The sequence below is a fragment of the Flavobacterium gyeonganense genome, from assembly GCF_029625295.1.
GTDB classification, from domain to species: Bacteria; Bacteroidota; Bacteroidia; order Flavobacteriales; family Flavobacteriaceae; genus Flavobacterium; species Flavobacterium gyeonganense.
Map to the genome: position 1 here is coordinate 2,327,126 of NZ_CP121112.1, position 24,295 is coordinate 2,351,420.

Annotated in this window: 21 protein-coding genes and 2 pseudogenes; 16 read left to right on the forward strand and 7 right to left on the reverse strand. The window is 32.4% G+C overall.

Features of this window, described 5'->3' with window-relative positions; genetic code table 11:
- The first annotated feature begins 30 nt into the window (after positions 1 to 30).
- From P5P89_RS10150 to P5P89_RS10170, 5 genes are all read left to right on the forward strand, one after another.
- Positions 31 to 642 carry a 50S ribosomal protein L25/general stress protein Ctc gene (locus tag P5P89_RS10150; protein ID WP_278011804.1) on the forward strand — a complete coding sequence of 204 codons (612 nt, stop codon included), beginning with the start codon at positions 31 to 33 and terminating at the stop codon, positions 640 to 642.
- A gap of 513 nt (positions 643 to 1,155) precedes the next feature.
- Entirely contained in the window at positions 1,156 to 1,833 is a 678-nt protein-coding gene (gene pth / locus P5P89_RS10155; protein WP_278011805.1) for an aminoacyl-tRNA hydrolase, read from the forward strand.
- 136 nt (positions 1,834 to 1,969) lie between these two features.
- Positions 1,970 to 2,578, forward strand: a complete 609-nt coding sequence (locus P5P89_RS10160) for a superoxide dismutase (RefSeq protein WP_278011806.1) — start codon at positions 1,970 to 1,972, stop codon at positions 2,576 to 2,578.
- A gap of 518 nt (positions 2,579 to 3,096) precedes the next feature.
- Positions 3,097 to 4,425, forward strand: coding sequence for a hypothetical protein (locus P5P89_RS10165; RefSeq protein WP_278011807.1), 1,329 nt, complete (start codon positions 3,097 to 3,099; stop codon positions 4,423 to 4,425).
- Positions 4,426 to 4,443: 18 nt separating this feature from the next.
- The gene (locus P5P89_RS10170) at positions 4,444 to 4,863 is read left to right on the forward strand and encodes a hypothetical protein (RefSeq protein ID WP_278011808.1); all 420 of its coding nucleotides are present in this window, start codon (positions 4,444 to 4,446) and stop codon (positions 4,861 to 4,863) included.
- 976 nt (positions 4,864 to 5,839) lie between these two features.
- On the opposite strand, the pseudogene P5P89_RS10175 reads toward P5P89_RS10170, so the two are convergent.
- Together P5P89_RS10175 and P5P89_RS10180 are read right to left on the reverse strand one after the other, a co-directional pair.
- Positions 5,840 to 7,737: pseudogene (locus P5P89_RS10175) on the reverse strand (amidophosphoribosyltransferase).
- A 79-nt stretch (positions 7,738 to 7,816) separates the two neighbouring features.
- Positions 7,817 to 8,740 carry a PfkB family carbohydrate kinase gene (locus tag P5P89_RS10180; protein WP_278011809.1) on the reverse strand — a complete coding sequence of 308 codons (924 nt, stop codon included), beginning with the start codon at positions 8,738 to 8,740 and terminating at the stop codon, positions 7,817 to 7,819.
- Between the two features lie 234 nt (positions 8,741 to 8,974).
- On the opposite strand from P5P89_RS10180, the gene P5P89_RS10185 reads away from it, so the two are divergent.
- The gene (locus P5P89_RS10185; RefSeq protein WP_278011810.1) at positions 8,975 to 9,547 is read left to right on the forward strand and encodes a hypothetical protein; all 573 of its coding nucleotides are present in this window, start codon (positions 8,975 to 8,977) and stop codon (positions 9,545 to 9,547) included.
- A gap of 239 nt (positions 9,548 to 9,786) precedes the next feature.
- Here the strand turns inward: P5P89_RS10185 and P5P89_RS10190 are convergent, their stop codons facing one another.
- From P5P89_RS10190 to P5P89_RS10200, 3 genes are read right to left on the reverse strand one after another with little or no spacing between them, the layout of a single operon-like run.
- The gene (locus tag P5P89_RS10190) at positions 9,787 to 10,707 is read right to left on the reverse strand and encodes an alpha/beta hydrolase family protein (RefSeq protein ID WP_278011811.1); all 921 of its coding nucleotides are present in this window, start codon (positions 10,705 to 10,707) and stop codon (positions 9,787 to 9,789) included.
- An 8-nt stretch (positions 10,708 to 10,715) separates the two neighbouring features.
- Positions 10,716 to 11,120 carry a hypothetical protein gene (locus P5P89_RS10195; RefSeq protein WP_278011812.1) on the reverse strand — a complete coding sequence of 135 codons (405 nt, stop codon included), beginning with the start codon at positions 11,118 to 11,120 and terminating at the stop codon, positions 10,716 to 10,718.
- Complete coding sequence (locus tag P5P89_RS10200) at positions 11,104 to 11,691, reverse strand: RNA polymerase sigma factor (protein ID WP_278011813.1); 588 nt, start codon at positions 11,689 to 11,691, stop codon at positions 11,104 to 11,106. The genes P5P89_RS10195 and P5P89_RS10200 overlap by 17 nt, the downstream gene beginning before the upstream one ends.
- A 274-nt stretch (positions 11,692 to 11,965) precedes the next feature.
- On the opposite strand from P5P89_RS10200, the gene P5P89_RS10205 reads away from it, so the two are divergent.
- Positions 11,966 to 12,316 carry a DUF6249 domain-containing protein gene (locus P5P89_RS10205; protein WP_278011814.1) on the forward strand — a complete coding sequence of 117 codons (351 nt, stop codon included), beginning with the start codon at positions 11,966 to 11,968 and terminating at the stop codon, positions 12,314 to 12,316.
- A gap of 55 nt (positions 12,317 to 12,371) precedes the next feature.
- Here the strand turns inward: P5P89_RS10205 and rnhA are convergent, their stop codons facing one another.
- Both rnhA and purN read right to left on the reverse strand, forming a co-directional pair.
- Entirely contained in the window at positions 12,372 to 12,851 is a 480-nt protein-coding gene (gene rnhA / locus P5P89_RS10210; protein ID WP_278011815.1) for a ribonuclease HI, read from the reverse strand.
- Positions 12,852 to 12,942: 91 nt separating this feature from the next.
- Positions 12,943 to 13,506 (reverse strand): phosphoribosylglycinamide formyltransferase, encoded by a 564-nt coding sequence (gene purN, locus P5P89_RS10215; RefSeq protein WP_278011816.1) that lies wholly within the window; start codon positions 13,504 to 13,506, stop codon positions 12,943 to 12,945.
- 175 nt (positions 13,507 to 13,681) lie between these two features.
- Here purN and P5P89_RS10220 point away from each other — a divergent pair, with 175 nt between their 5' ends.
- The 9 genes and pseudogenes from P5P89_RS10220 (at position 13,682) to P5P89_RS10260 (ending at position 23,985) form a co-directional block, all read left to right on the forward strand.
- Positions 13,682 to 13,918 carry an acyl carrier protein gene (locus P5P89_RS10220; RefSeq protein ID WP_007137004.1) on the forward strand — a complete coding sequence of 79 codons (237 nt, stop codon included), beginning with the start codon at positions 13,682 to 13,684 and terminating at the stop codon, positions 13,916 to 13,918.
- Positions 13,919 to 14,098: 180 nt separating this feature from the next.
- Positions 14,099 to 15,352: a beta-ketoacyl-ACP synthase II gene (gene fabF, locus P5P89_RS10225; RefSeq protein WP_025571040.1), complete on the forward strand. Its 1,254-nt coding sequence runs from the start codon at positions 14,099 to 14,101 to the stop codon at positions 15,350 to 15,352.
- A 9-nt stretch (positions 15,353 to 15,361) separates the two neighbouring features.
- Complete coding sequence (rnc, locus tag P5P89_RS10230) at positions 15,362 to 16,102, forward strand: ribonuclease III (RefSeq protein WP_278011817.1); 741 nt, start codon at positions 15,362 to 15,364, stop codon at positions 16,100 to 16,102.
- 125 nt (positions 16,103 to 16,227) lie between these two features.
- Positions 16,228 to 16,716, forward strand: coding sequence for an IPExxxVDY family protein (locus P5P89_RS10235; RefSeq protein WP_269234279.1), 489 nt, complete (start codon positions 16,228 to 16,230; stop codon positions 16,714 to 16,716).
- Positions 16,717 to 16,720: 4 nt separating this feature from the next.
- Positions 16,721 to 18,154: a pyruvate kinase gene (gene pyk, locus P5P89_RS10240; protein ID WP_223681307.1), complete on the forward strand. Its 1,434-nt coding sequence runs from the start codon at positions 16,721 to 16,723 to the stop codon at positions 18,152 to 18,154.
- A 238-nt stretch (positions 18,155 to 18,392) separates the two neighbouring features.
- Positions 18,393 to 19,591: pseudogene (locus tag P5P89_RS10245) on the forward strand (C1 family peptidase).
- A gap of 158 nt (positions 19,592 to 19,749) precedes the next feature.
- The gene (locus P5P89_RS10250) at positions 19,750 to 20,475 is read left to right on the forward strand and encodes a metallophosphoesterase family protein (RefSeq protein ID WP_223681309.1); all 726 of its coding nucleotides are present in this window, start codon (positions 19,750 to 19,752) and stop codon (positions 20,473 to 20,475) included.
- A 43-nt stretch (positions 20,476 to 20,518) separates the two neighbouring features.
- Positions 20,519 to 21,049 (forward strand): DUF6646 family protein, encoded by a 531-nt coding sequence (locus tag P5P89_RS10255; protein ID WP_278011818.1) that lies wholly within the window; start codon positions 20,519 to 20,521, stop codon positions 21,047 to 21,049.
- A gap of 431 nt (positions 21,050 to 21,480) precedes the next feature.
- Positions 21,481 to 23,985 (forward strand): pectate lyase family protein, encoded by a 2,505-nt coding sequence (locus P5P89_RS10260; RefSeq protein WP_278011819.1) that lies wholly within the window; start codon positions 21,481 to 21,483, stop codon positions 23,983 to 23,985.
- Positions 23,986 to 24,295: the final 310 nt, after the last annotated feature.

The following is a 24,295-nucleotide window of genomic DNA, read 5'->3' on the forward strand; positions in this document are numbered from 1 at the left end:
ATATTTTTTTAATAACTATATTTTTTTACAATGAAATCGATTACAATTAAAGGATCAGAAAGAGAAAGCGTGGGCAAAGTGTCAACTAAAGCCTTACGTAATGCTGGAGCGGTTCCTTGCGTGTTATACGGAGGAAATCAGGCAGTACACTTCTCAGCAGAAGCTGCGGCTTTCAAAAACTTGGTTTACACTCCAAATGCACACACAGTTGTGATTGAGCTTGGAAAAGGAAAATCATTCAATGCAATTTTGCAAGATATCCAAGTTCACCCAGTATCTGACAAAATTTTACACATTGACTTCTTCCAATTATTTGATGATAAAGAAATCACAATGGAAGTTCCTGTGAAAATCGTTGGTACATCTAAAGGTGTTCTTGCGGGAGGTGTTTTACGTTTAAACCAACGTAAATTAAAAGTTAAAGCTTTACCAGGAAATCTTCCTGATTTTGTTGAGGCTGACATCACTCCACTTGAAATGGGTAACAAATTATATGTTACTAAAGTTGGTGCTCCGGAATACAAAATTATGCACCCGGACAACACTGTTGTAGCTCAGGTAAGAATTTCTCGTGCTGCTATGAAAGCGGCTCAGGAAGCTGCAAAAGCTGCAAAAGCGCCTGCAAAAGGAAAGAAAAAATAATTTTTTTTCAATCAATACGAAAAGCATCAATCGAAAGGTTGGTGCTTTTTTTTTTGAGGTTCTGAGTTGCTAAGATGCTAAGGCTCTAAATTTCCATATGTCAGGATGAGCAAAGTCGAAACGTTGCGCAAAAAATAATTATCTAATTCCCATATTCTCAAATTCTCAAATTATTTTTTAGGAGCAGACATTTCAAGTTTTTCAAGACGTGACGTTCCTGCCATCCGCTAAATCTTTTCCCGGCTAAAGAAGCCGGAAAAAGGATACCGCTGCTGTCAGGGCTAACAAGAAATTTAGTTTTTTATTAGAAAAACTTCAAAAGTTGGGGGCAAAGAAGAGTAAGTTTGAAAAGAAAGAAATCAGAAAATAAAATCTGCTTCATCTGCAAAATCTGCAAGAAACCTTGTTATAACGAATTTTGTGGTTAAATAAAATATACAAATCAAGTATCTAATTTTCAAATTATCTAATCGACACATTTTCTAATTCCTCAATTAACCTTATTTTTGCCAGATGATAAAATGGATAAGCAACCTGTTTTCATCAACAACAAAAGAAGAAAACAAAGAAGACAACATAAAACTGGAGGTTCACGAACACCAAAAAAACAATATAAAAAGCGTGAGTAAAAAATATTTAATCGTAGGATTAGGAAATATCGGAGCCGAATACGTAAACACAAGACATAACATCGGATTCAAAGTTTTAGATTTTTTAGCCAGAAAGGAAAGCCTTTCTTTCGAAACCGTAAAATTAGGAGCTTTGGCTGAGTATAAGTTTAAGGGAAGAACCTTTTTGCTGCTTAAACCAAACACGTACATGAACCTTAGCGGAAAGGCCGTAAAATACTGGATGGATAAAGAAAATATTCCGTTAGAAAACGTGCTGGTCATTACAGATGATTTAAACCTGTCTTTTGGAACCATCCGAATCAAGCCAAAAGGAAGCGACGGAGGCCACAACGGACTTAAAAACATCAATTTGGTTCTGAATACACAGCAATATACCCGTTTTAGGTTTGGTATTAGTGATCAGTTCAAAAAAGGACAACAGGTTGATTATGTTTTAGGAGAATGGAATGAAGAAGAAAAAGCAAAATTACCGGAAAGATTAGAAGTTGCATCTGAAATTATAAAATCTTTCGGTACGGCAGGATTAGAAAATACAATGACAACTTTTAACGGAAAATAAAGATTTACAAGTATTTATGTCTTAAAAAGCCAAATTATCAATTAATTAAATTGAATTATAACGAAATAGTATTTTCTATTACAAAGTTAAATGTTTAAATTTGGATAAATTAATATAAATCATAAAATCATATATCATGGCTTTTGAATTACCACAATTACCTTATGCTTATGACGCATTAGAACCACATATTGATGCGCGTACAATGGAAATCCACCATACTAAACATCATAATGCGTATACAACAAACCTAAATGCTGCCATTGCAGGAACAGATTTAGAAGGAAAAACAATTGAAAATATCTTAATCAACTTAGATAAATCAAACGCAGCAGTTCGTAACAATGGTGGAGGTTTCTATAACCACAATTTATTCTGGACTGTAATGTCTCCAAACGGCGGCGGATTACCAACAGGCGATTTGTTAGCTGCAATTGAGGCTTCTTTTGGAACTTTCGAAGAGTTCAAAGCAAAATTTGCTAAAGCCGGAGCAACACAATTTGGTTCAGGATGGGCTTGGTTATGTGTTCAAAAAGGAGGAAAATTAGAAGTTTGCGGAACTCCAAATCAGGATAATCCATTAATGCCGGAAGTAGGCTGCGGTGGAACCCCAATTTTAGGAATGGATGTTTGGGAACATGCTTATTACTTAAACTACCAAAACAGAAGACCAGATTATATTGAAGCTTTCTTCAGTGTAATTAACTGGACAGAAGTGGCAAGAAGATTTGCTTTAGATAAATAATCTTTTAATCTAAAACAAAAAGAGACTTTTTAAAAAGTCTAAGATGACTTCTGAGAATTGAATAAATACAAATTGTTTCAGAGGCTCGAATATTTAGTATAAACGAGGCTGTCCTTAATTTTTAGGACAGTCTCGTTTTTTTATCCCATTATTCAGATTGGGATGTTTTAATGGTCAAATGAAGGACAACTGAACGTTATTTTAATAAATTTTGTAATAGGGTAAGTAACTCAGAAGTAAAGAAACTATATTAATTATCTAATATAGGGATGGTTAAAAGTGATTCTATAACTAACAAGAAAATGGCAATAGTATGCGATTTTGATACCTTTATTTATAACGTTTATAAAGTCGCAAAAACCTTTTGATTGTAAGAATTTAGTTCTATTTTTGCTCTAAACATCAGATTTTATTTTATTCTTCATTAGGGTTCTGGATGGCTAACGGATGATACAATGATAGTTTTTGCAAAACAAAATCTGTTGCAATAATTAGAAATTTAAATCACAAAATTATTTATGATAAAAAAATCACGTAAATTAATTTCATATTTTGTTATGAGTCTTGCAATTTTCTTTGTTTGTTGTCAAAAAGATGAAATTGTTGACACAAGTAAGCATCAAGCAATTCAAGAATCAAAAGAATGGTTTGAAAATTATGAACCTTCTTTAGAAATATTAAAATTTACAGAAGTTATTGATTGGAATAATGCTATTGTACTTGATAACAAGGGTGAGCAGGCTATCGAAGTGCCTTTAAAATTAAGAGATAACATATTCACAAACGTTGTTGAAGATATTCAATATAATAGTTATATGAGACTTCTGCTTATCAAAGATAAGAATGGTCTATATCAGGTTTTTAATATTGTTTATACCACAAGAGATAAATCTTTTAAAAATGATAATAAATCGTTTCACATCCTAAATATTGGGGATAGTTATTCGGGTTTTATTACCGTACAAAATACCAGTAAAAAAATTGTATATTCAGGAAAATACCAGAACGGAGAGTTTCTTACATTACATAATTTTACTCAAAAACAAGATTTAGATAGTAAAATGGTTTGTAGATATTATGTTACTGTAGGGCCATATTCAACATGCAGCAGTTGGGTCTGGTATCCTGATGATATGTCGGGAAATCTTCCACCAGGATATATGCCAGGTTTAGGAGGTCCATTATTTCCAAATCTACCCTCTTTTAAAATTGATCCCTGTGAGACAGCATTAAAAATCAGTGCTTATAGTAAAAGTGTTGCTTTCTTATCAGCTAAAAATAGTATTTTGCAAGCCAATCCATCAATTGAGCACAGTATTACTTTGGGAAAAGATACCAAGGGCAATATTACTCAAGCCCCAATGAACAACGGTGGATCTAGTATCGTAAAAACCACAACTAATTTTCCGGGTGCATTTGTGGCCCTACATAATCATCCCAGTAATGGACCTTTGTCTGCAGGTGATGTCTATGCTGCCATTGAATTAATTACAGGTAATTTAAATTTTAACACCTCAATAATTTTAACAAATGGCATAGCATATGCAATTGTTGTGACAGATTTTGCTGCAGCGCAATCCTTTTTAAAGTCTTATCCAGCTGATCAAATTCAGGGATACAGTCCTGAATTTCCAGATGCTATTTTTAATCAATTACAGATGCTTGTAACTGATTTTGGATCAAGTGTGGATGGAAGAACCGAAGCAATGGCGTATGTACTGGATAAGGAAAATTCAGGAATTACCTTAATGAAACAAGACATATCAGGAGAATTTAAACCAATTAATATCAAACGTACAACTAAATCAGACGGATCACAAATCTACAATTCAATTCCGTGTAATTAACATTTAATATTAAAATATATGAAAAAAATCTTTAAAATTATTTCCCTTATACTATTTCTTTCCAGCTATAGCTGTTACTCTCAACAAATGGTTATGATTACTGATGATCTTCCAAAACTTAAAAGTAATGAGCAACAGTTTCTTAATAAACCACTAAAAAATTTAATAAAAGAAATAAAACCAGAGATAAAAACAGCATTTGGAACGGTAGACACTCCTTCGTATTTTTCGTTTATATTTTTAACCCCAGCTGAACTTAATAAAAGGGTTATTGGTCGAAAGAGTATTAGTCTGTATGTATATCTTAGAGAACCGTTTGATTGGAATTTTGACAAAAGAACTAAAGGACATGAGTATGAGTGGACCAGTGCTGATCTTGAAAAATATGGTAATCTAACTGTCGTTAGGATAAAAGTTATTGAACGTGTTGAAGAATAAAAATGTTTACAATATTTAATAACTTATTTTAGATGTCCATATGATATAGAAAAAACATCCAATTTTAAAGGTAAAAATCTCACAACATCTTTTAAATGTTAAAACTGATGCTGATTTTAAAAAAATCTTTAAGAATTAAAAATAGAATGTACTTTATAATTTTTGCAATACCTATACTTTTTTTATATTAGTCTTATAAGTTAGTTTGTCAGAAAAAGTTCGTTTTTAAAATCCTATGCAAACATGAATTTTTAGAACGAACTTTCTCTTGGTTTGATACTGACCGAAGATTACGTAAAAATCATAAACTACTCCTTTAAAAAATCAGAGAATATGTTCAAAATTGCAACTATAAAATTATTATTGAATAAAATTTAAACAGGCTCTTAGAATAAAATCTTTTTTTAGGTATTTCGTCTTGATTCACTTATTAACATTTTTACTCCCAAAATTTAAAAATTCTTCTTGTTTCGATTATCTAACTTTTTGCTTAACTCCATATTTTGCAAATGATTCAATAACTTTATTCCAATAAAAAAGGCGGAAGTAATTCCGCCTTTTAGTATAATCTACTACTTGGATCTTAAATTATGTTGCTGTGTCATTATTGTTACATTCGGATTAAAGGCAATAATATCCGATTAAATTATGCAGGATTTTTTCTGTTTTTTGACCAAATCTACTTTAAAATTCAATTTATTCAAATTGGAAGATTGGAAAACTGGATATGGGTATATTATCTCTTTTAATAATCAGGATGAACGGCAATAAATATCCGATAAAATGATTGTTTTTTAACTTAAGTTTATTCCAATAAAAAAGGTGAGATTTCTCCCACCTTTTTTGCCCCAAATCTACCATAAACTTAACCTACTAATGTTATGGTCTCTCAAAGATATATCAGCATTGCAGTTTCCCCAAAAAAAAAGGATGAAATGCAAAAAAATCCGATGAAATGCATTTTTTAACTTTTTATTTAGTATGCCCTTGCGTTTTTTCCTTCATAAAAGTTAATAAATGCTCTGTTTACAACACGATTTCCGCCTGGTGTTGGATAATCCCCGGTGAAATACCAATCTCCGAGATTTTTCGGACAAGCAATATGTAAATCATCTACTTTTTGGAATATAATTTTCACTTCAGCATTAATCTCAGGAGAACTTAACATTTCTGCAATCCTGTCTGAAATTTCTTCAGGTGTAAATTGATCATAAATTGCGGTTACATAATTTACAATATCTGTATCAGCAAAATTTTCCTGAGCTTTGCATTTAGCATATACTTCATCAACTATGTGATATAAATTTCTTTCCTTCAGTAAATCTAAAGCAGCTCTAAAAGCAACAAGACCTTCTAGTTTTGCCATATCAATTCCATAACAATCCGGGTAACGAATTTGTGGAGCAGAAGAGACAATCACAATACGTTTTGGTTTCAATCGATCCATCATTTTAATGATACTCATTTTTAATGTCGTACCACGAACAATACTATCGTCAATAATTACCAGATTATCTTCGGGCTTAATCACTCCGTAAGTAACATCGTAAACGTGAGCTACTAAATCATCACGGCTGCTGTCTTCTGTAATAAAAGTTCTGAGTTTAGCATCTTTTATGGCAACTTTTTCTGTACGTATTTTTACAGAAAGCAATTCCTGGAGGGTTTCGGCTGTAAGTGTATTTCTGTTTTCTAAGATATAATTGTTTTTTCTCTGATTTAAGAAATCCTGAGCCGCTTCAACTAAACCATAAAAAGAGGTTTCAGCTGTATTTGGTATGTAAGAGAAAACAGTATTATCTGTATCATTGTCAATTGCTTTAAGGACAGCAGGTAAAATTAATTTACCTAAATTTTTACGCTCCTGATAAATTTCAGCATCGCTTCCTCTTGAAAAATAAATTCTTTCGAACGAACAGGCTTTTTAATCGTTGGTTCTAAAATTTGTTTCATTGAAACGTTTCCGTTTTTCTTGATAATCAGAGCATTTCCCGGATCGATTTCCTGAACACTTTCGAATGGAACATTAAATACAGTCTGAATAACAGGTCTTTCAGAAGCTACAACAACTACTTCGTCATCCTGATAGAAATAAGCAGGACGAATTCCTGCCGGATCTCTAAATACAAAAGCATCTCCATGACCTAATAATCCGGCCATAGCATAACCTCCATCTAAATTTTTAGCTGAACGGGCTAAGATTTTAGCAATATCTAAACGCTCTGCAATTACAGGTGAAGCTTCTCTTTTTGAATAGCCTTCTGCTTTACAGTCCTGATATAATTGCATTACTTCTTTATCCAGAAAGTGACCAATTTTTTCCATTACAGTAACAGTATCGGCCATTTCTTTTGGATGCTGACCCAGTTCAACCAGATTTTGGAAAAGTTCTTTAACATTCGTCATATTAAAGTTTCCTGCCAAAATCAGATTACGGTGCATCCAGTTACTTTGACGTAAAAAAGGGTGAACACTTTCGATGCTGTTTTTTCCGAAAGTTCCATAACGAACATGTCCTAAAAACAATTCCCCAACATAAGGAATACTTGTTTTTAATTCTTTCATATTATCCCCTAGTTCAGGATTTGCTTTCAGTTCTTCACTGATACGATCATTGATTTGTTTAAAAACGTCCTGTATAGGCTGTGAGTGGTTTGAACGAACCCTGCTGATGTAACGTTCGCCAGGCTCTACATCTAATTTGATGCTTGCAAAACCGGCACCATCCTGACCACGGTTGTGCTGTTTTTCCATCATCAAATACATCTTCTGGATTCCGTAAAAAGCAGTTCCGTATTTTTCTTTGTAATATTCAAGCGGTTTAAGAAGTCTGACTAAGGCTATACCACATTCGTGTTTTAAAGCGTCGCTCATTTTGTTTTGTATTTGTGTTGTTGTAAGTTGTGTGTATTAACGTAATAAAAAAGCCCCGTTTTATCGAGGCTCTTAGGCATTATATCTCTATGTCAAACTGAGTTAACGACTTAAATTGCTGTAATCGAATCGCCACTTCTGCTTTGCTTAATGTTTCCATCCTCTCTGTTCCAAATTTCTCTACGCAGAACGAAGCTAAATTTGAACCGTAAATAATTGCGTTTTTCATGTTTCCAAATGAAATGTTTTCGCTTTGCGCAATAAAACCAGAGAATCCACCTGCGAAAGTATCTCCCGCTCCGGTTGGATCAAAAACTTCTTCTAACGGCAAAGCCGGTGCAAAGAAAACTTCTCTGTTGTGGAATAAAAGTGCGCCGTGTTCTCCTTTTTTGATCACCACGTATTTAGGCCCCATTTCCTGGATTTTAGCAGCAGCTTTTACTAATGAATATTCACCTGAGAGCTGTCTTGCTTCTTCGTCATTGATTGTGATGACATCCACACGCTTAATAACGTCTAATAATTCTGGAAGAGCGCAGTCCATCCAAAAATTCATTGTATCTAAAACAACTAATTTTGGTTTTTTCTCTAATTGATCTAAAACACTGCTTTGTACCAACGGATGTAAATTTCCTAACATCACCACATCAGCATCTTTAAAGTTTTGAGGAACTTTTGGCTGAAAATCAGCTAAAACGTTCAACTCAGTTACCAATGTATCTCTTGAATTCAGATCGTTGTGGTATAAACCGCTCCAGAAAAAGGTTTTTCCTCCTTTTACAATTTCGATACCGGAGATATCAATATTTTTTGAAGTTAATAAATCTAAATGTTCTTGAGGAAAATCGTCGCCAACTACAGAAACTATGGCCGATTGCAGGTTGAAAAAGGATGCTGACAAACCAATGTATGTTGCAGCACCGCCTAATATTTTGTCTGTTTTTCCGAAAGGAGTTTCAATCGCGTCGAAAGCAACCGTTCCAACAATCAATAATTTATTCATTTTATGAATTTCGAATTAAGGTGCAAAGATACTTCATAAGTTACAATATTGCAACGGTTTAGGTTCTCAAAATTTTCTTAAAAAAATGACAACGATTTCGGAGTAAAACTATTGTAAATGAATTGGTTAAAATTGATTTTTTAACGAGATTAAAATATGTTTTTTGGATTTAAATTGCAATAATTATTTTTGAAAAACTTTTTGTTAGATTTGCTCAAATATGAAATTTAAATTATGAAGAAAATTGTCTATTTATTATTGTTTTGCTTTTTATTTTCCTTTGGAAGAAAAGAACCTAATTTTTCAAAAGAAATGATTGAGAAACTGGATTTGATGCAAAAAGATAAAAATTATGGATTGCTTCCTTCTAAATATATCGGGTTAGATTTGTATTTTCCAACAAAAGATAGAACAATTCTTCAAGCTAATAATCATGAATTATTATTTTCTTTTAAAAAATATTACTCAAAAAAATTTGAATCATTCAATGAATTTTTAAATGTAGTTTTGAATGAAGATTTTTTTTTGAAGGATAATAATTTAAAGAGTTTTGATTCCTTTTGGAGTTTTAAATTAAATTCCAATATAGAAAAGGAATATTCTAATTTAGGATTTGATGAATTTTTAAAAAAGTATTCCAAATCTTCATTAGGAGAAGAGGAGTTAAAACTTAATAAATCCATTATAAAGCCATACGAATACCATACAATTAAGTATATTTTATATTTAAATAAATATCATATCATTTCAGATTCTCATTTAGGGGTGAATTATATAATGAAAAGAGAAGATTTATTTAAGAAATAAAGACTAATGTTGATGATTTTTATTTTTTAAAATTTTTTCTTCTCATTTTTTATTAAAAAATTTTAGCAACATTTTTGGATATTTTTCAGAGGTTTTTATCCATACTTTAAAATCTTCTTTAGAAAAACTATGTTCAATTTTTATCTTTTTCATTACAACTCGATACTTCTTATCAAAATAATTTTTTAGAAAGTTTAAAATATATTGTAGTGACTGTTAACGATATTTCCTGTCTTTTTTTACTTATGATTCTTTGATTTACCTATATTTTTAATCCAATTAATTGCATCTTTCATCGGTTCTTCAGAATCTGAAAAAGCTGTATTGTGACCTAAGTTTGGAAATAATTTATATTCATAAGGTTTTCCTTTAGATTTTAATGTATCAAGATATTCGATTGATAGATTCGCAGGAACTTGAATATCTTTAGCTCCAAAAATCCAGATTCCCGGAATTGATACGTTTGAAAGAACATTTTTAGGATCTGTATCAACAAACTCGTATTTGTCTGGGTCATTGAAAACATGTTTTCTTGCTTCTTCTTCGGAGTGTGTATTCCAAAAGTTTTGATCTCCATTGGTATAAAACTGGAATCTCAATTGTTCTTTAACCGTTATAAGAGCTCCGCTAAATATGGTCATAAATTTAACTTTCTTATTTTTCTCTGCAGCCAATGGAATGATCCATCCAGCTTGACTGCCTCCAATTAAACCGACTGGTATTTTATTATTAGATAGAGATTTAGATAAAGTGTTTACAGCAGCACTCACATCTAAAGACAAAAGATTTAGATTGGAGAAATCAACATTGTTGGTTCCTACTTCTGGTCCAGCATATATGCCGCCTGATTCTCCGACTCCGCGTTTATCATACGTTAAAACGGCAATTCCATTGTTGGCTAGAGTTGTAGCAAAATCTATCATTCTTTTTTCTTGCCCAGATCCATGAACAATAACAACGGCAGCCTCAATGTTGTTGGGTATAAAAACGGTTCCAGCGAGTGAAATTCCTTCACTAGCAAATTTTATTTCCTTAGTAGTAAAGTTTGTTGGAATTGCTAATGCATAATTAGCGACAGAAAACAACAATATTAAAAGAGAATAGGTATATGTTTTTTTTGCTCTTAGAGAGTGTTTAAATATTGTTGTTTTATTTTTCATCTTTAAATTTATAGTTGATACTTTTTATCAAAATAATTCTTTAAAACCCCAACCTGAATTACAACCATTAAAGGAACTATTAAAATAGCATACAGGATATTTTTAGAAAAATGAACTCCGGTGAATACTGATGTAATTTTGTCAGAATATAAATTTCCGATTTCGTCAATTTTAAGAGTGCTTTCGGAAACTGAAAAAAGAGAAGTGTAAACCACTAATAAAGCTAAAGCGATTCCGATGGAAACCCAGACCGATTTAGAAATCAACGGTTTGTATGTTTTTTGTTTTTTCTCTTCCAAAATTAGAACTTCCGCCATTATTTTAGAAGTGAAATCTATTGATGGTGACTGCAGTTTTTCTTCAGCCATCATTTTATCAATAAGTTTTTCGATATCTTTATCGCTCTCTCTCATAACATTGTATTGTTTCTGGTTCTAACTGCTGTCTCAAAATTACAGCTAATTTCTGTCGGCTCCGGAATAATTTTACCTTAACATTATTAGCATTTATATTCATGATTTTTCCAATTTCCTCTAAACTCTGATCTTCGAAATAAAATAAGGTCAGCAGGAAATTTTCATCTCCGGGTAACAAATTTAAGCAATTTTGAATGGTTTGTCTTCGTTCCTTGTTCTCTAAAGCACTCAAAGCGTTGTCCATTGTTTTAATCAAATGGGCTGAAAATTCATCAATTGAAATATTTAAATCTTCTTTTTTATTTTTTTTCAGACGATCCAAACAGGTATTGTAAGCTATTTTATAAATCCAGGTCGAAAATTTAGAATCGCCTTTAAATTTACTTAATGAGTTATATATTTTGATAAAAGTGTCCTGAGCAACTTCTTCAGCTTCTTCTCTGTTTTTAATCATTTTCAAAGCCAGAGTAAAAATCATGTCTTTATACCGGTCGACTAGGACGGCAAAAGAACTCGTCTCGCCCTGCAGGATTCTGTCGATATAATGTTGATCATTTAAAGTACTCATATATATAGGACGACATGTCTTTTGTTTAGGTTACAACTTTTTTAAAATAAATTCCAAACTAATAAAATTCCAAATTCCAATTAGCGCAATTACATATATAGGTGAACCTTGTAAAAGTTTTAAATTTTGATAAAGTTTTTTGGTATTAAAATTAATTGATTATCAGTAAGTTTTGGGATTTGGAATTTAAATTTTGAAAATTTTTTCTAAAAGTTGTAACCTGAATTTAAAAGGTATCGTCCTATGGAATATCAATCAATTAAAACAAAATATTATGTTACCAGGAATTTTAGTACCACTCAGTTTTTTTCTAATGGTTTTCGGAATTGTTTATCTAATTTATTCCACGCGAAACAGGGAAAGATTAGCTCTTATTGAAAAAGGCGTAGATGCCAGTATTTTTTTAGAAGGAAAAGCGAAAGGCGTTCCGGCATGGAAAATATTTGTTGTGAATTTAGCGTTCTTATTAATAGGAGGCGGACTCGGAATATTTATTGCCTTGTTGATTACGACTTATACTTCTTTAAATGATGATGCCGTTTATCCTTCTATTATTTTTATAATGTCAGGAGTGGGTTTGTTAATCGGATTTAGAACTGCTAAGGATTTAGATAAAGAGCAATAAAATTTTAAGTTACTGTAAAAAACGTATCAGATTAAGTTTCGATACGTTTTTTATTTTATATTAGTTTAGAATCTGTATTTTCATAATAAGAATCTACAGAAAGTTTAGGCTGCATTGATGCCATAACAGCCAGTTGGTCGCATCGTTCATTTTGTGGATGGTTATTATGGCCTTTGATCCACTTAAAATCGACATTATGTTTGCGGTATACAATTAAAAAACGCTTCCAGAGGTCGGCATTTTTTCTTCCGGCAAAACCTTTTTTCTCCCATCCTAAAACCCATTTTTTTTCGACAGAGTCCACAACATATTTAGAATCTGAAATTACAAGGACTTTCATGTTTGGCTTTTTGAGTTTTTCTAATCCCACAATTACAGCCAGAAGTTCCATTCTGTTATTAGTAGTGAGACGAAAACCTTCGTAGAATTCTTTTTTATGCGGAGTCCCAACGAGTTCCATCACTACTCCGTAACCTCCATTTCCTGGATTTCCTTTTGCGGCACCGTCTGTATATATATGTACTTCGTGATTCATTTAGACTTCTTAGATATTAGAATTTTAGACCTTTTTAGATTTTGGATTTTCAGACTCTTAAAATCTAAGAAATCTAAACAATCAAAATAATTTATTGTTCTAATATGGTCTGAATAATTTCCGGAAAATGTTTTTGCTCCAGTTCATGAATCTTCTCTGCAACGGTTTCTGGAGTGTCTTCGTCTGTTAAAGCCACATTTGCCTGAAAGATAATAGCCCCTTCATCGTAATGCTCATTTACATAATGAATTGATATTCCGGTTTCTTTCTCCTTATTATTAACTATCGCCCTGTGGATATGCATCCCGTACATACCTTTCCCTCCGTAATTTGGTAAAAGCGCAGGATGTATATTGATTATTTTATGAGGGTATTGCTCAATTATATTTTCAGGGAATTTGAGTAAAAAACCAGCCAGGACAATCAAATCCGGATCGATTTTTTGTATTTTTTGTAAGATATTACGTTCTAAAAGTTCGTTTTTTGAGAAGATTTCGACTGGAATTTGATGTTTTTCTGCCCTTTCAATAACTTTTGCATTTGCGTTATTTGTAAAGATGGAAACAACTCTTGCGATTTCGGTTTTTTTAAAGTATGTAATAATATTTTCTGCGTTACTTCCTGAACCTGAGGCAAAAACGATAATTTTTTTCATAATCAAATTTATTTTGAGAATGCAAAAAACGGAATAAAAAATCAAAATAAATAGTATTGAAACACCTTTCTTGAAATTAATTTTATAAATTAGTAACACATTTATTAACTAAATAGTTGTTTTAAAATAAAGTTTTTTATTTTTGCCAACAAATTAAATTCTAAAATTAAAGATTATGTCAGACATTGCATCAAGAGTAAAAGCGATTATCGTAGACAAATTAGGTGTTGACGAAAACGAAGTTGTAACAGAAGCAAGCTTCACTAATGATTTAGGAGCTGACTCATTAGACACTGTTGAGCTTATTATGGAATTCGAAAAAGAATTTGATATTCAAATTCCAGACGATCAAGCAGAAAACATTGCTACTGTTGGTCAAGCTATTTCTTATATCGAGGAAGCTAAAAAATAATAATATCACACCCGATTCTGATTTAATTAGAATTCGGGTGTTATTATTTTAAAAAAATTAAAATTTCGATTGATTTTCAATCCAAAAGATATATTTATATTGTAATTCCCATGGCTCTTAAGTAACAATACAGTTAAGAAATCATGGGTTTTATTTGTTTAAGATACAAAATACATATTTATGGCATTAAAGCGAGTTGTTGTAACAGGATTAGGTGCTCTTACTCCTATCGGGAATAATATCCAGGAGTATTGGGATGCACTTATTAATGGAGTTAGCGGTGCTGCCCCAATAACGTATTACGATACAGAGAAACATAAAACTAAGTTTGCCTGTGAAGTAAAAAACTTCAATATTGAGGATTATATGGACCGTAAAGAATCTCGTAGATTAGATAAATTTGCTCAGTATGCAATTGCTGCGAGTGATGAAGCTATTAAAGATGCGGGATTAACAGACGAAAATATCGACAAACAAAGAGTAGGAGTTATCTGGGGAGCAGGAATTGGAGGTTTAGAAACTTTCCAGGATGAAGTAATGTACTATGCAAAAGGTGACGGAACTCCAAAATTCAATCCTTTCTTTATTCCTAAAATGATCGCTGATATTGCACCGGCACATATTTCGATGCGTAATGGTTATATGGGACCTAATTATACTACCGTTTCGGCTTGTGCTTCTTCTGCAAATGCTTTAATTGATGCTTTCAACTATATTCGTTTAGGGATGTGTGATGTTATTGTATCCGGTGGTTCTGAAGCCGCAGTTACAATTGCTGGTATGGGAGGTTTTAGTTCAATGCACGCTCTTTCAACAAGAAATGAAAGCCCGGAAACAGCTTCAAGACCTTTTGATGCCACAAGAGATGGTTTTGTTTTAGGTGAAGGCGCAGGAGCTTTGGTTCTTGAAGAATATGAACATGCAAAAGCCAGAGGAGCAAAAATTTATTGCGAAATTGGTGGCGGCGGAATGTCATCTGATGCTTACCATTTAACAGCTCCACATCCGGAGGGAATTGGTGTTATTGCAGTAATGAAAAATACTTTAAGAGATGCCGGAATGAACCCTGAAGATGTTGATCATATCAACACACACGGAACTTCAACTCCTCTTGGTGACGTAGCTGAGTTAAAAGCTATTAGTAATGTTTTTGGTGAACATGCTAAAAATATCAATATAAATTCAACAAAATCCATGACAGGACATTTACTTGGTGCTGCAGGGGCTATCGAAGCTATTGCTTCTATTTTAGCAATGAAACACAGTATTGTTCCTCCAACAATAAATCATACTGTGGTGGATGAAAACATTGATCCATCATTAAATCTTACCTTAAATAAACCTCAAAAAAGAGAAGTAAATGTTGCTATGAGTAATACTTTTGGTTTTGGAGGACATAATGCCTGTGTATTGTTTAAAAAATTAGCTGACTAATTTCTGTATATGAATATTATCAAAAAAATATTTTCAAAATCCCGTTCTCAAGAAGACGGGATTTTTTTTGACACTATTCAGAAAATTCTTGGTTTTCAGCCAGTTTCGCTGGGATTTTACAGGAAAGCTTTTACACATCGCTCTTCTAATAAATTGGATGAATCAGGAAATCCAATTAATTATGAGCGACTCGAGTTTCTGGGAGATGCTATGTTGAGCTCGGTCATAGCTGCGCATTTGTATAATAAAGCGCCTAACGGAGATGAGGGTTATTTAACCAAAATGCGCTCTAAAATTGTGAGCAGGGAACACTTGAACGAATTAGGTAAAGATTTAAATTTAGTACGATTTGTAGAGAGTAAGGTGCCTATTCAGCATTTTGGTGAAAATATTCATGGAAATATTTTCGAAGCACTTATAGGTGCAATCTATTTAGATCTGGGATATTCTTTTTGTGAAAAATTTATTCAAAACAGAGTTATTATACCGTATGTCGATATTGCCCGGCTTGAAGGGAAAGTAATCAGTTATAAAAGTTTGGTTATTGAATGGTGTCAGAAAGAAAAGAAAGTTTTTCATTATGATATTTTTGAAGATAATGGCATTGACGGACAGCGTTTGTTTGGGGTCAAATTAAGTATAGACGATAAAATTATAGCAAGGGCACGAGCTACTTCGAAAAAGAAGGCAGAAGAGAAAGCATCACAGCGCGCTTATTTCGCATTTCAGGAAAAAATGGATAAGAAATAAAACAAAAATTAGTGCGATATATTTAATGCTATAACGTTTTCGTTTATAAATTAACAAAAACATACTGTTCTTAACTATTTAAGCTACGATAGAAATAGTATATTTACAGCTTGATATTTCATGACATGGCTGTTCATAGATTGGATTTAGACGAATTTGACGAGATTGATTATTATTTAATGGCAATCCATACTTCTTTAGAAGATTATAGATTAGCCTATTTTATAAATAAAAAACTTCCGATAAACTTAAGTAAGAGCAAAAACGAGATTCATGCTCAGACTAAGGAAGGTGAGACAAATTTTTCAAGATTCTATTACTATGATACTGAGAAAGCCATTTCGTGGAACTTGATTCAGAATAAAAATGAAATCATTTCTGTGAGTAAAAATGATTTTCAGAATTTGTTTTCTAATGAAAATAGTGAGATTTCAACAACAATTCATTTACTTCCTGAATTCAAAAAAGTAGATTTTTTCCTGAAAATCGATAATAGCGGTGAGGCTATAAACTTTTCAGAAATACAGCAAAAGCTAAATACAATTGAGAGTATCGCGGCTATTTATGCTGTAGATATCAATAAAATAAAATCAAAAAACAATTTAATTTTTTAAAGAAATGCTTACAAACAAAAAAACCAAAATTGTAGCTACGCTTGGGCCTGCATGTAGTACGAGAGAGATCATTAAAGATATGATCGAAGCAGGGGTTAATGTGTTCAGAATCAATTTTTCGCATGCAGATTATGAAGGAGTTAAAGAGAAGATAAATATTATTAGAGGACTAAACGAAGAATTTGGTTACACTACAGCAATTCTAGGGGATTTGCAAGGGCCAAAACTTAGAGTTGGTGTAATGGAAGAAGGGACTGTAGTTAATGATGGTGATTTAATCACTTTTACAACTGCTGAGGATATTATTGGAAATGCAAAAAAAGCATTTATGAAATATCAAAATTTCCCAAATGATGTAAATGTTGGCGAGCGTATTTTGCTTGATGATGGTAAATTGATTTTTGAAATTGTTTCAACAGATAAAAAGTCTGAAGTTGTTGCTAAGGTAATTCAGGGTGGAGAATTGAAATCTAAAAAAGGAGTCAATCTTCCAAACACTAAAATTTCATTACCAGCTTTAACTGAAAAAGATATTGCAGATGCCATTTTTGCTATTGAGCAAAAAGTAGACTGGATAGCACTTTCATTTGTGAAAACACCTCGCGATTTGCAAGACTTACAGGAGTTAATTGCAAAACATTCAGAAGTTAAAATTCCAATTATTGCTAAAATTGAAATGCCGGAAGCTCTTGAGAATATGGATAGAATTGTAGCTTATTGCGATGGTTTGATGGTGGCTCGTGGGGATTTAGGAGTTGAACTTCCTGCTCATGAAGTGCCATTAGTTCAAAAAGACTTAATTCGCAGAGCAAAAACTGCCAGAATTCCTGTTATCGTTGCTACACAAATGATGGAAACAATGATTACAAGTTTAACTCCAACAAGAGCAGAAGTTAATGATGTTGCTAACTCAGTAATGGACGGAGCTGATGCTGTGATGTTATCTGGAGAAACAGCTACTGGAAATTATCCTGTACAGGTAATTCAGAGAATGACGCAGATTTGTGAAGCTGTTGAAGATTCTCCGCTTATTCATGTACCTCAAAATACACCTCAAATCAAAACAAAACGTTTTATTACTAAAACAATTTGTCAACAGGCTGCTATAATGGCCAACACAATTCAGGCAAAAGCAATCTGTACACTTACAAATAGCGGTTATACTGCTTTCCAAATTTCTGCCTGGAGACCATCCTCTGCACATATCCTGGTATTTACTTCAAACAGAAGGATTTTAACGCAATTAAATTTATTATGGGGAGTTAAATCATTCTTCTATGATAATGAAAGCAGTACTGATGATACAGTAACTGATGTAAATAAAATTGCTGTAGAAAAAGGTTATGCTGTAAAAGGAGATTATTTAATTAATCTTGCTGCAATGCCAATTAAAGACAAAGGAATGGTAAATACCATGAGAGTTTCTGAAATAGAATAAATTTTTTAGAAAACAGCTAAATATTAAAGCCGCCAAAATCTATTTTTGGTGGCTTTTCTGTATAAAACATTTTTATTTATTTATTCTTTTATTTAATAAATAATTGATTTTAATTGAATTACAAATAATGCAATGAAAATTTAACGAAACAGATACTAACAAATTGTATAGAATTTGATTGTTTTGTAACAAAATATAAATTGTAATTACTAATTTATTAAATCATTAAATAAAAATTATGAATCGATTATCAATCAAATCAGTAGTATTGATTGCTTCTGTCTTTTTTGTTGGAGTGGCTAGCTGTTTCGCACAAGACATTTTAGTAAATTCACTTAAGCTTAATGCAAGTGAAAAGAGCAAGGAAAACTTTAAATTCACCGAAGTAATTAATTTAGGAACTACCTCAGTAAAATTGCAGGGTTCTTCAGGAACTTGCTGGAGTTATTCTACAAATTCTTTTTAGAGTCTGAAATGATTCGTTTAGGAAAACAGCCAGTTGAGTTGTCTCAGATTTTTTCAGCAAGAAATGTATATGTTGAAAAAGGTAAAAATTATGTACGCATGCATGGTGCTGTTACTTTAGGGGACGGTGGTTCTTTGCATGATGTAATTAATATGTATAAAAAATACGGAACTGTTCCGAGAGAAGTGTACACAGGATTAAATTACGGAACAGATAAAAATAAATTTGCTGAAATGGCAGCTCTTATTGAAGGAGTATTGACAGCAGTAGTTAAAAATCCAAATGGGGAACTGACTCCAAACTGGCAAAAAGCCTACGCATCTGTAATTGATTCTTATTTAGGAAAAGTTCCAGATAATTTTGACTATAAAGGAAAAAACTACACGCCACAAAGTTTTGCTAAAGAAGTTGTTGGAATTAATCCTGATGAGTATGTAGAAATGTCATCATTTACAACAGCTCCGTATTACCAAAAAACAGTATTGGCAGTACCTGATAACTGGTCATTTGATCAGGTTTATAATGTAAAAGTAAATGATATGACAGATGTTATTGATAATGCTTTGAAAAAAGGGTATACTGTAGCGTGGGCAACAGATGTGAGTGAGAAAAGCTTTAGCTGGAAAAATGGCGTTGCTTATGTTGCTACAAAAAAATATGATGATATGACGGCGGAAGAAAAGGCCGACATGTTCAACGGCCCAAAAGCCGAACCTGAGATTACTGCAGAAATGCGTCAGGCTGCTTTCGATAATTACCAGACTACAGATGATCACGGAATGCATATTATCGGTTTGGCAAAAGATCAGACAGGAAAAGAATATTATATTGTAAAAAATTCATGGGGAGAAACAAATGATTATAAAGGTTTCTTGTTTGTAACTAAAAATTTTGTAAAATATAAAACAACAGCTTTAATGGTTAACAAAGGAGGAATTCCATCTGAGATTGCAAAAAAACTTGGAGTTTAATTTATTAAAGGTTTTAATTATCCTGACAATACTTAGACATTGCGTTTTAAGATTTGTCGGGATTTTTGTTGTTAAATAGCAATATAAATTAGGTTAATAAGTTACTTGTTTAAAGCGGTTCTTTCTATATTTTTGTAATAAAGATTAAATAATTAAAAATGAGAACATTTGTTATAGGTGACATTCATGGTGGCTTACTCGCACTTGAGCAGGTGATGAAAAGAGCTGAAGTTACAGAGAAAGATACCTTAATATTTCTTGGGGATTACGTTGATGGGTGGAGCCAGTCGCCACAAGTAATTGATTATTTGATTGATCTTCAAAGTAAGCAAAATTGTATTTGCATCAGAGGAAATCACGATGAGCTCTTATTAGAATGGCTTAAAAATGCAAAAAATAATGAGCTTTGGTATCAGCATGGTGGTGAGGCTACGGTTTTGGCTTATGAAAAATTAAATAAAGGCCAAAAACAAAAGCATATAAAATTTTTAGAATCACTAGAAGATTATCATCTTGATGAACAAAATCGTTTATTTGTTCATGCGGGTTTTACAAATTTAAACGGTGTTGGCTATGAATACTTCCCAACATTATTTTACTGGGACAGAACTTTATGGGAAACAGCCCTTTCTTTGGATCCAAATATGAAAAAAGACGATTTGTATTATCCAAAAAGGTTTACACTATACAAAGAAATTTTTATTGGGCATACACCTGTGAGTCGGATTGGTGAAACGGTTCCTATCAATAAGGCTTGTGTTTGGAATATTGATACCGGAGCTGCTTTTAAAGGGCCTTTGACAATAATGAATGTTGATACAAAAGAGTTTTGGCAGAGCGAGCCTTTAAATAAGCTGTATTCTAACGAAAGGGGAAGAAATTAATTGTAAATTTCTATTTTTGCACTCAAAATATATTTTAAAAATTATGAAAAAAGTTATCACACTATTATTTTTAGTATTGGTAGGATTTGTACAGGCACAACAGGCATTTAAAGGAAAAGGAGATACAAAAATTAATGTTGGAGCCAATTTACAAAATGACGGATCCGGAATCCAGGGTTCTATTGATTTTGGTTTGGCAGAAAATTTTTCTTATGGTTTTGTAGCTTCCTATTTGTTAGGAGTAAATGAGTTCTCTGGTTTTTATAATGGAGGGACTACTCCATATGTAAATGAAAAGCCTGAATTTAAAGATCGCTTTGATGCAAAATTCAGAATAAATGCGAACATAGGAAATGTTTTTAATATTGATGAAAAATTAGATATTTATCCTGGTTTAAATTTGGGACTGAAAAATTTCGGAGGCCATGTTGGGGGACGATATTTTTTTACTGAAGGATTTGGAGTATTTACTGAATTAGGATTTCCAATTGCAAAATACAGTGATGATAATGATTTATTTGATCATTTAAACAATCAGGTTACTTTTAGCCTTGGTGCTTCATTTAATTTGTAGATACTAAATTAAAGATAAAAGCGGCGGTTTTGAAATTTTCAAAACCGCCGCTTTTTATTTGGAAGGAATTTGAATCTTTTTTTAATTAAAATTGTAAAATGAAGAGTTTAAAATTGGAAGAGTTTTTATGGTAAAAGTAAGAATATGCTTGCTGCTTAATTTCTTTGTTTGTGGAATGTGAATTTTAAAGTTTGAGATTAAGTTAGTTTATGGTTACGTTAGTATTTTCAATTACTTGAGTGCTTTTGAACTACAACGTTTTAGTTGCTTAAGTAGTAATTTATTAACATGTATTTTTTGCTATATGTAATTTTTTGTTTAAATAATTTTTATATTAATAAAAAACATTTATTTTAGTGTAATCGATTACATCTCGACTTTCTATTATTTAAAAAATAAACTATCTAATCTATTTACTTTAAACCACATTTATGAAAAAAATTTTACTTTACTTGGCTTTGATATTTATTTCATCAAATATTAAAGCGCAAACAATTACGAAATCTTCAGGATGGCTGGAATCAGCCTTTGTTGAATGGACACCTGTAGCGGGAGCCGACAGTTATAATGTATATTACACAGGAGGAGGCGAAACTAATAAAAAAATTGATGAGCAGCTGATACGTAGTTATGGAACCTATTTTCGTGCTGATGTGCCGGGACTTGCGGCCGGATCTTATATACTTACCGTAAAACCTGTAACAGTAGGTGTTGAAAGTATTGGAACGACAACTTCAAGTTTGACAGTTTTAGCCCATGACCGTTCTGGGTTTGCTTTTTCAAACGGACGTGTTCCTGGAGCATATAACCTTAATGGAACTCTAAAGAATGATGCTGTTGTTTTATATATAACCCAAAACACAAAAAATACAATAGCATTTAGTGTAGTTACAAATGCAAATGGTACAACAAAAACTAATTACGTTGGTTTGCAAGGCATTTTAGACGGTTTTAAAAAGGGATTAGATAAACGTCCTCTGGCGATTCGTTTGATTGGAAATATAACAGATCCCGCTACCTTGTATAATGGAGATATTGTAATTGAAAATAAGAGAAATGCCTTAAGCTCAATTACAATGGAAGGAATAGGAAATGATGCAGTTGTTAATGGCTGGGGAATTCGGATAAAAACTGCGACTAATATAGAAATCCGTAATCTTGGGTTTATGTTGACTGACGCGTCTGAAGGAGATAATATTGGCTTACAGCAGGATAATGATTATATCTGGGTACATAATTGTGATTTGTTTTATGGTGCAAAAGGAGGTGATGCTGATCAGGCAAAAGGGGACGGAGCATTAGATGCAAAAAAATCCACTTATATTACATTTTCATATAATCATTTTTGGGATTCCGGAAAATCTAATCTTTTAGGTTTGAGCGAAGGTAAAACTACAGATTTATATATTACATATCATCATAACTGGTACGATCATTCTGATTCCAGACACCCTCGAGTACGTTATTACTCTGCCCATATTTACAATAATTATTATGATGGAAATTCTAAATATGGTGCGGGTTCAACCTTAGGTTCTTCTTTATTTATGGAGGCAAATTTCTTCCGAAATTGTAAATATCCAATGCTTATTTCTAAACAAGGAACTGACACATTTGGTGGAGCTGTAGGTACTTTTTCAGGTGAAGCAGGAGGAACAATAAAAGCGTTTAACAATGTAATGAGTGGACAAACAAGGTATGTTCCCTACAATGCGACAACTAATCCTATTGAATTTGATGCTATTGAAGTTGGAGACAAAACACAGGCGATAAGTAATACTATAAAATCTAAACTTGGAGCAAACACTTACAACAACTTTGACATCGATCCCGCTATTATGTACACCTACACACCAGACAGCCCGGAAGATGCAAAAACAAAAGTAATGTTGTATTCCGGACGTGTAGAAGGAGGTGATTTTAAACATACTTTTAATAATGCTGTAGATGACACTTCGTCTGACGTGAATGCGGTATTAATGAATGGACTTATCTCTTATACCACTAAGTTAGTTCTTGTACAAGGAGAAGTAGCTCCGGTTGTAAATACTCAGACTTTAGTTGCAACTTCAAATAATGATCAAACGGTAACCAATGGTAATGCTATTTCATCAATAGTTTATACCTGGGGAGGAGATGCTACAGATGTAACTGTGGAAGGATTGCCTGAATCAGGAATTAATTTTATCAAGGATTCTGCTGCTAAAACCATTACAGTAACTGGTACTCCAACAGCAGATGTATCTTTTTCTGTTACAACAATTGGTATTTTAGGTACTCCTGTCACTGTAACGGGAAGTGTAACTATTGGTGAACCTCCTGTGGTTGTTCCTGCAGGTGATCAAATACATAATTTTACGGATACATATACTTTAGCAAATAATTTTTATACTATGAAAGGAAATTTATCTGATAGTAAAGGAACTGTTTCCTATAATGAGCTTACATTAACAAAAGGTCTAAAAATAGAATCAAAAGACGGGACTGTCAGTTATACTACAACCCAACCAACCACTTTGACTTTAGTTTTTGCAGAAGCTGCAGCAAAGATTAAAATTGACGATGTGTCTAGAACAGCTTCTTCAGGAATTATTACATTAACTCTTCCTGCGGGTAATCACACACTTGGAAGAGATTCTGGAACTACAACGGTATATTACATCAAAACTTCTTATCCGACGTTAGGTTTAGTTGATAATGTTCAGACTTCAAAATTAGCAGTATATCCAAATCCTGTTTCGAATCAGTTGTTTATTTCTTCTCAAGATCAAAAAGTAAAAGATGTGATGATATACAATTTGTCTGGAACAGTAGTGAAAAACATTTCAAATTTAGCTGAAGAAACCGTTGATGTTAGTGATTTAGCTACAGGGAATTATGTTATAAAAGTAACTACAGATCAAGGTATTGCTACCAGAAAGATTGTCAAAAAATAATTAAAAATTAAGTTTTGTTAATTTATGAAAAGACTTCCAGATGGAAGTCTTTTTTTGTTGCTATGGTTTTTAAAAAGGCACAAGTAGATTTTTTGGAATTGATTTTCAGCTTGTTGGTTTTATAATGGTAAATTTTTTCTTACCACATTTTAAATATTTAACATTTTTTAATTTATAAAACAAAAAAACATAATTAACGTTATTATTTGTTAAATCACATTTTTGAAATGTTTGGGAGGCTTCATAGAATAAGGAGTTGTTAATCTATGTAATTTATTACATTTAGTGCAATAAATTACATTTTAATCAT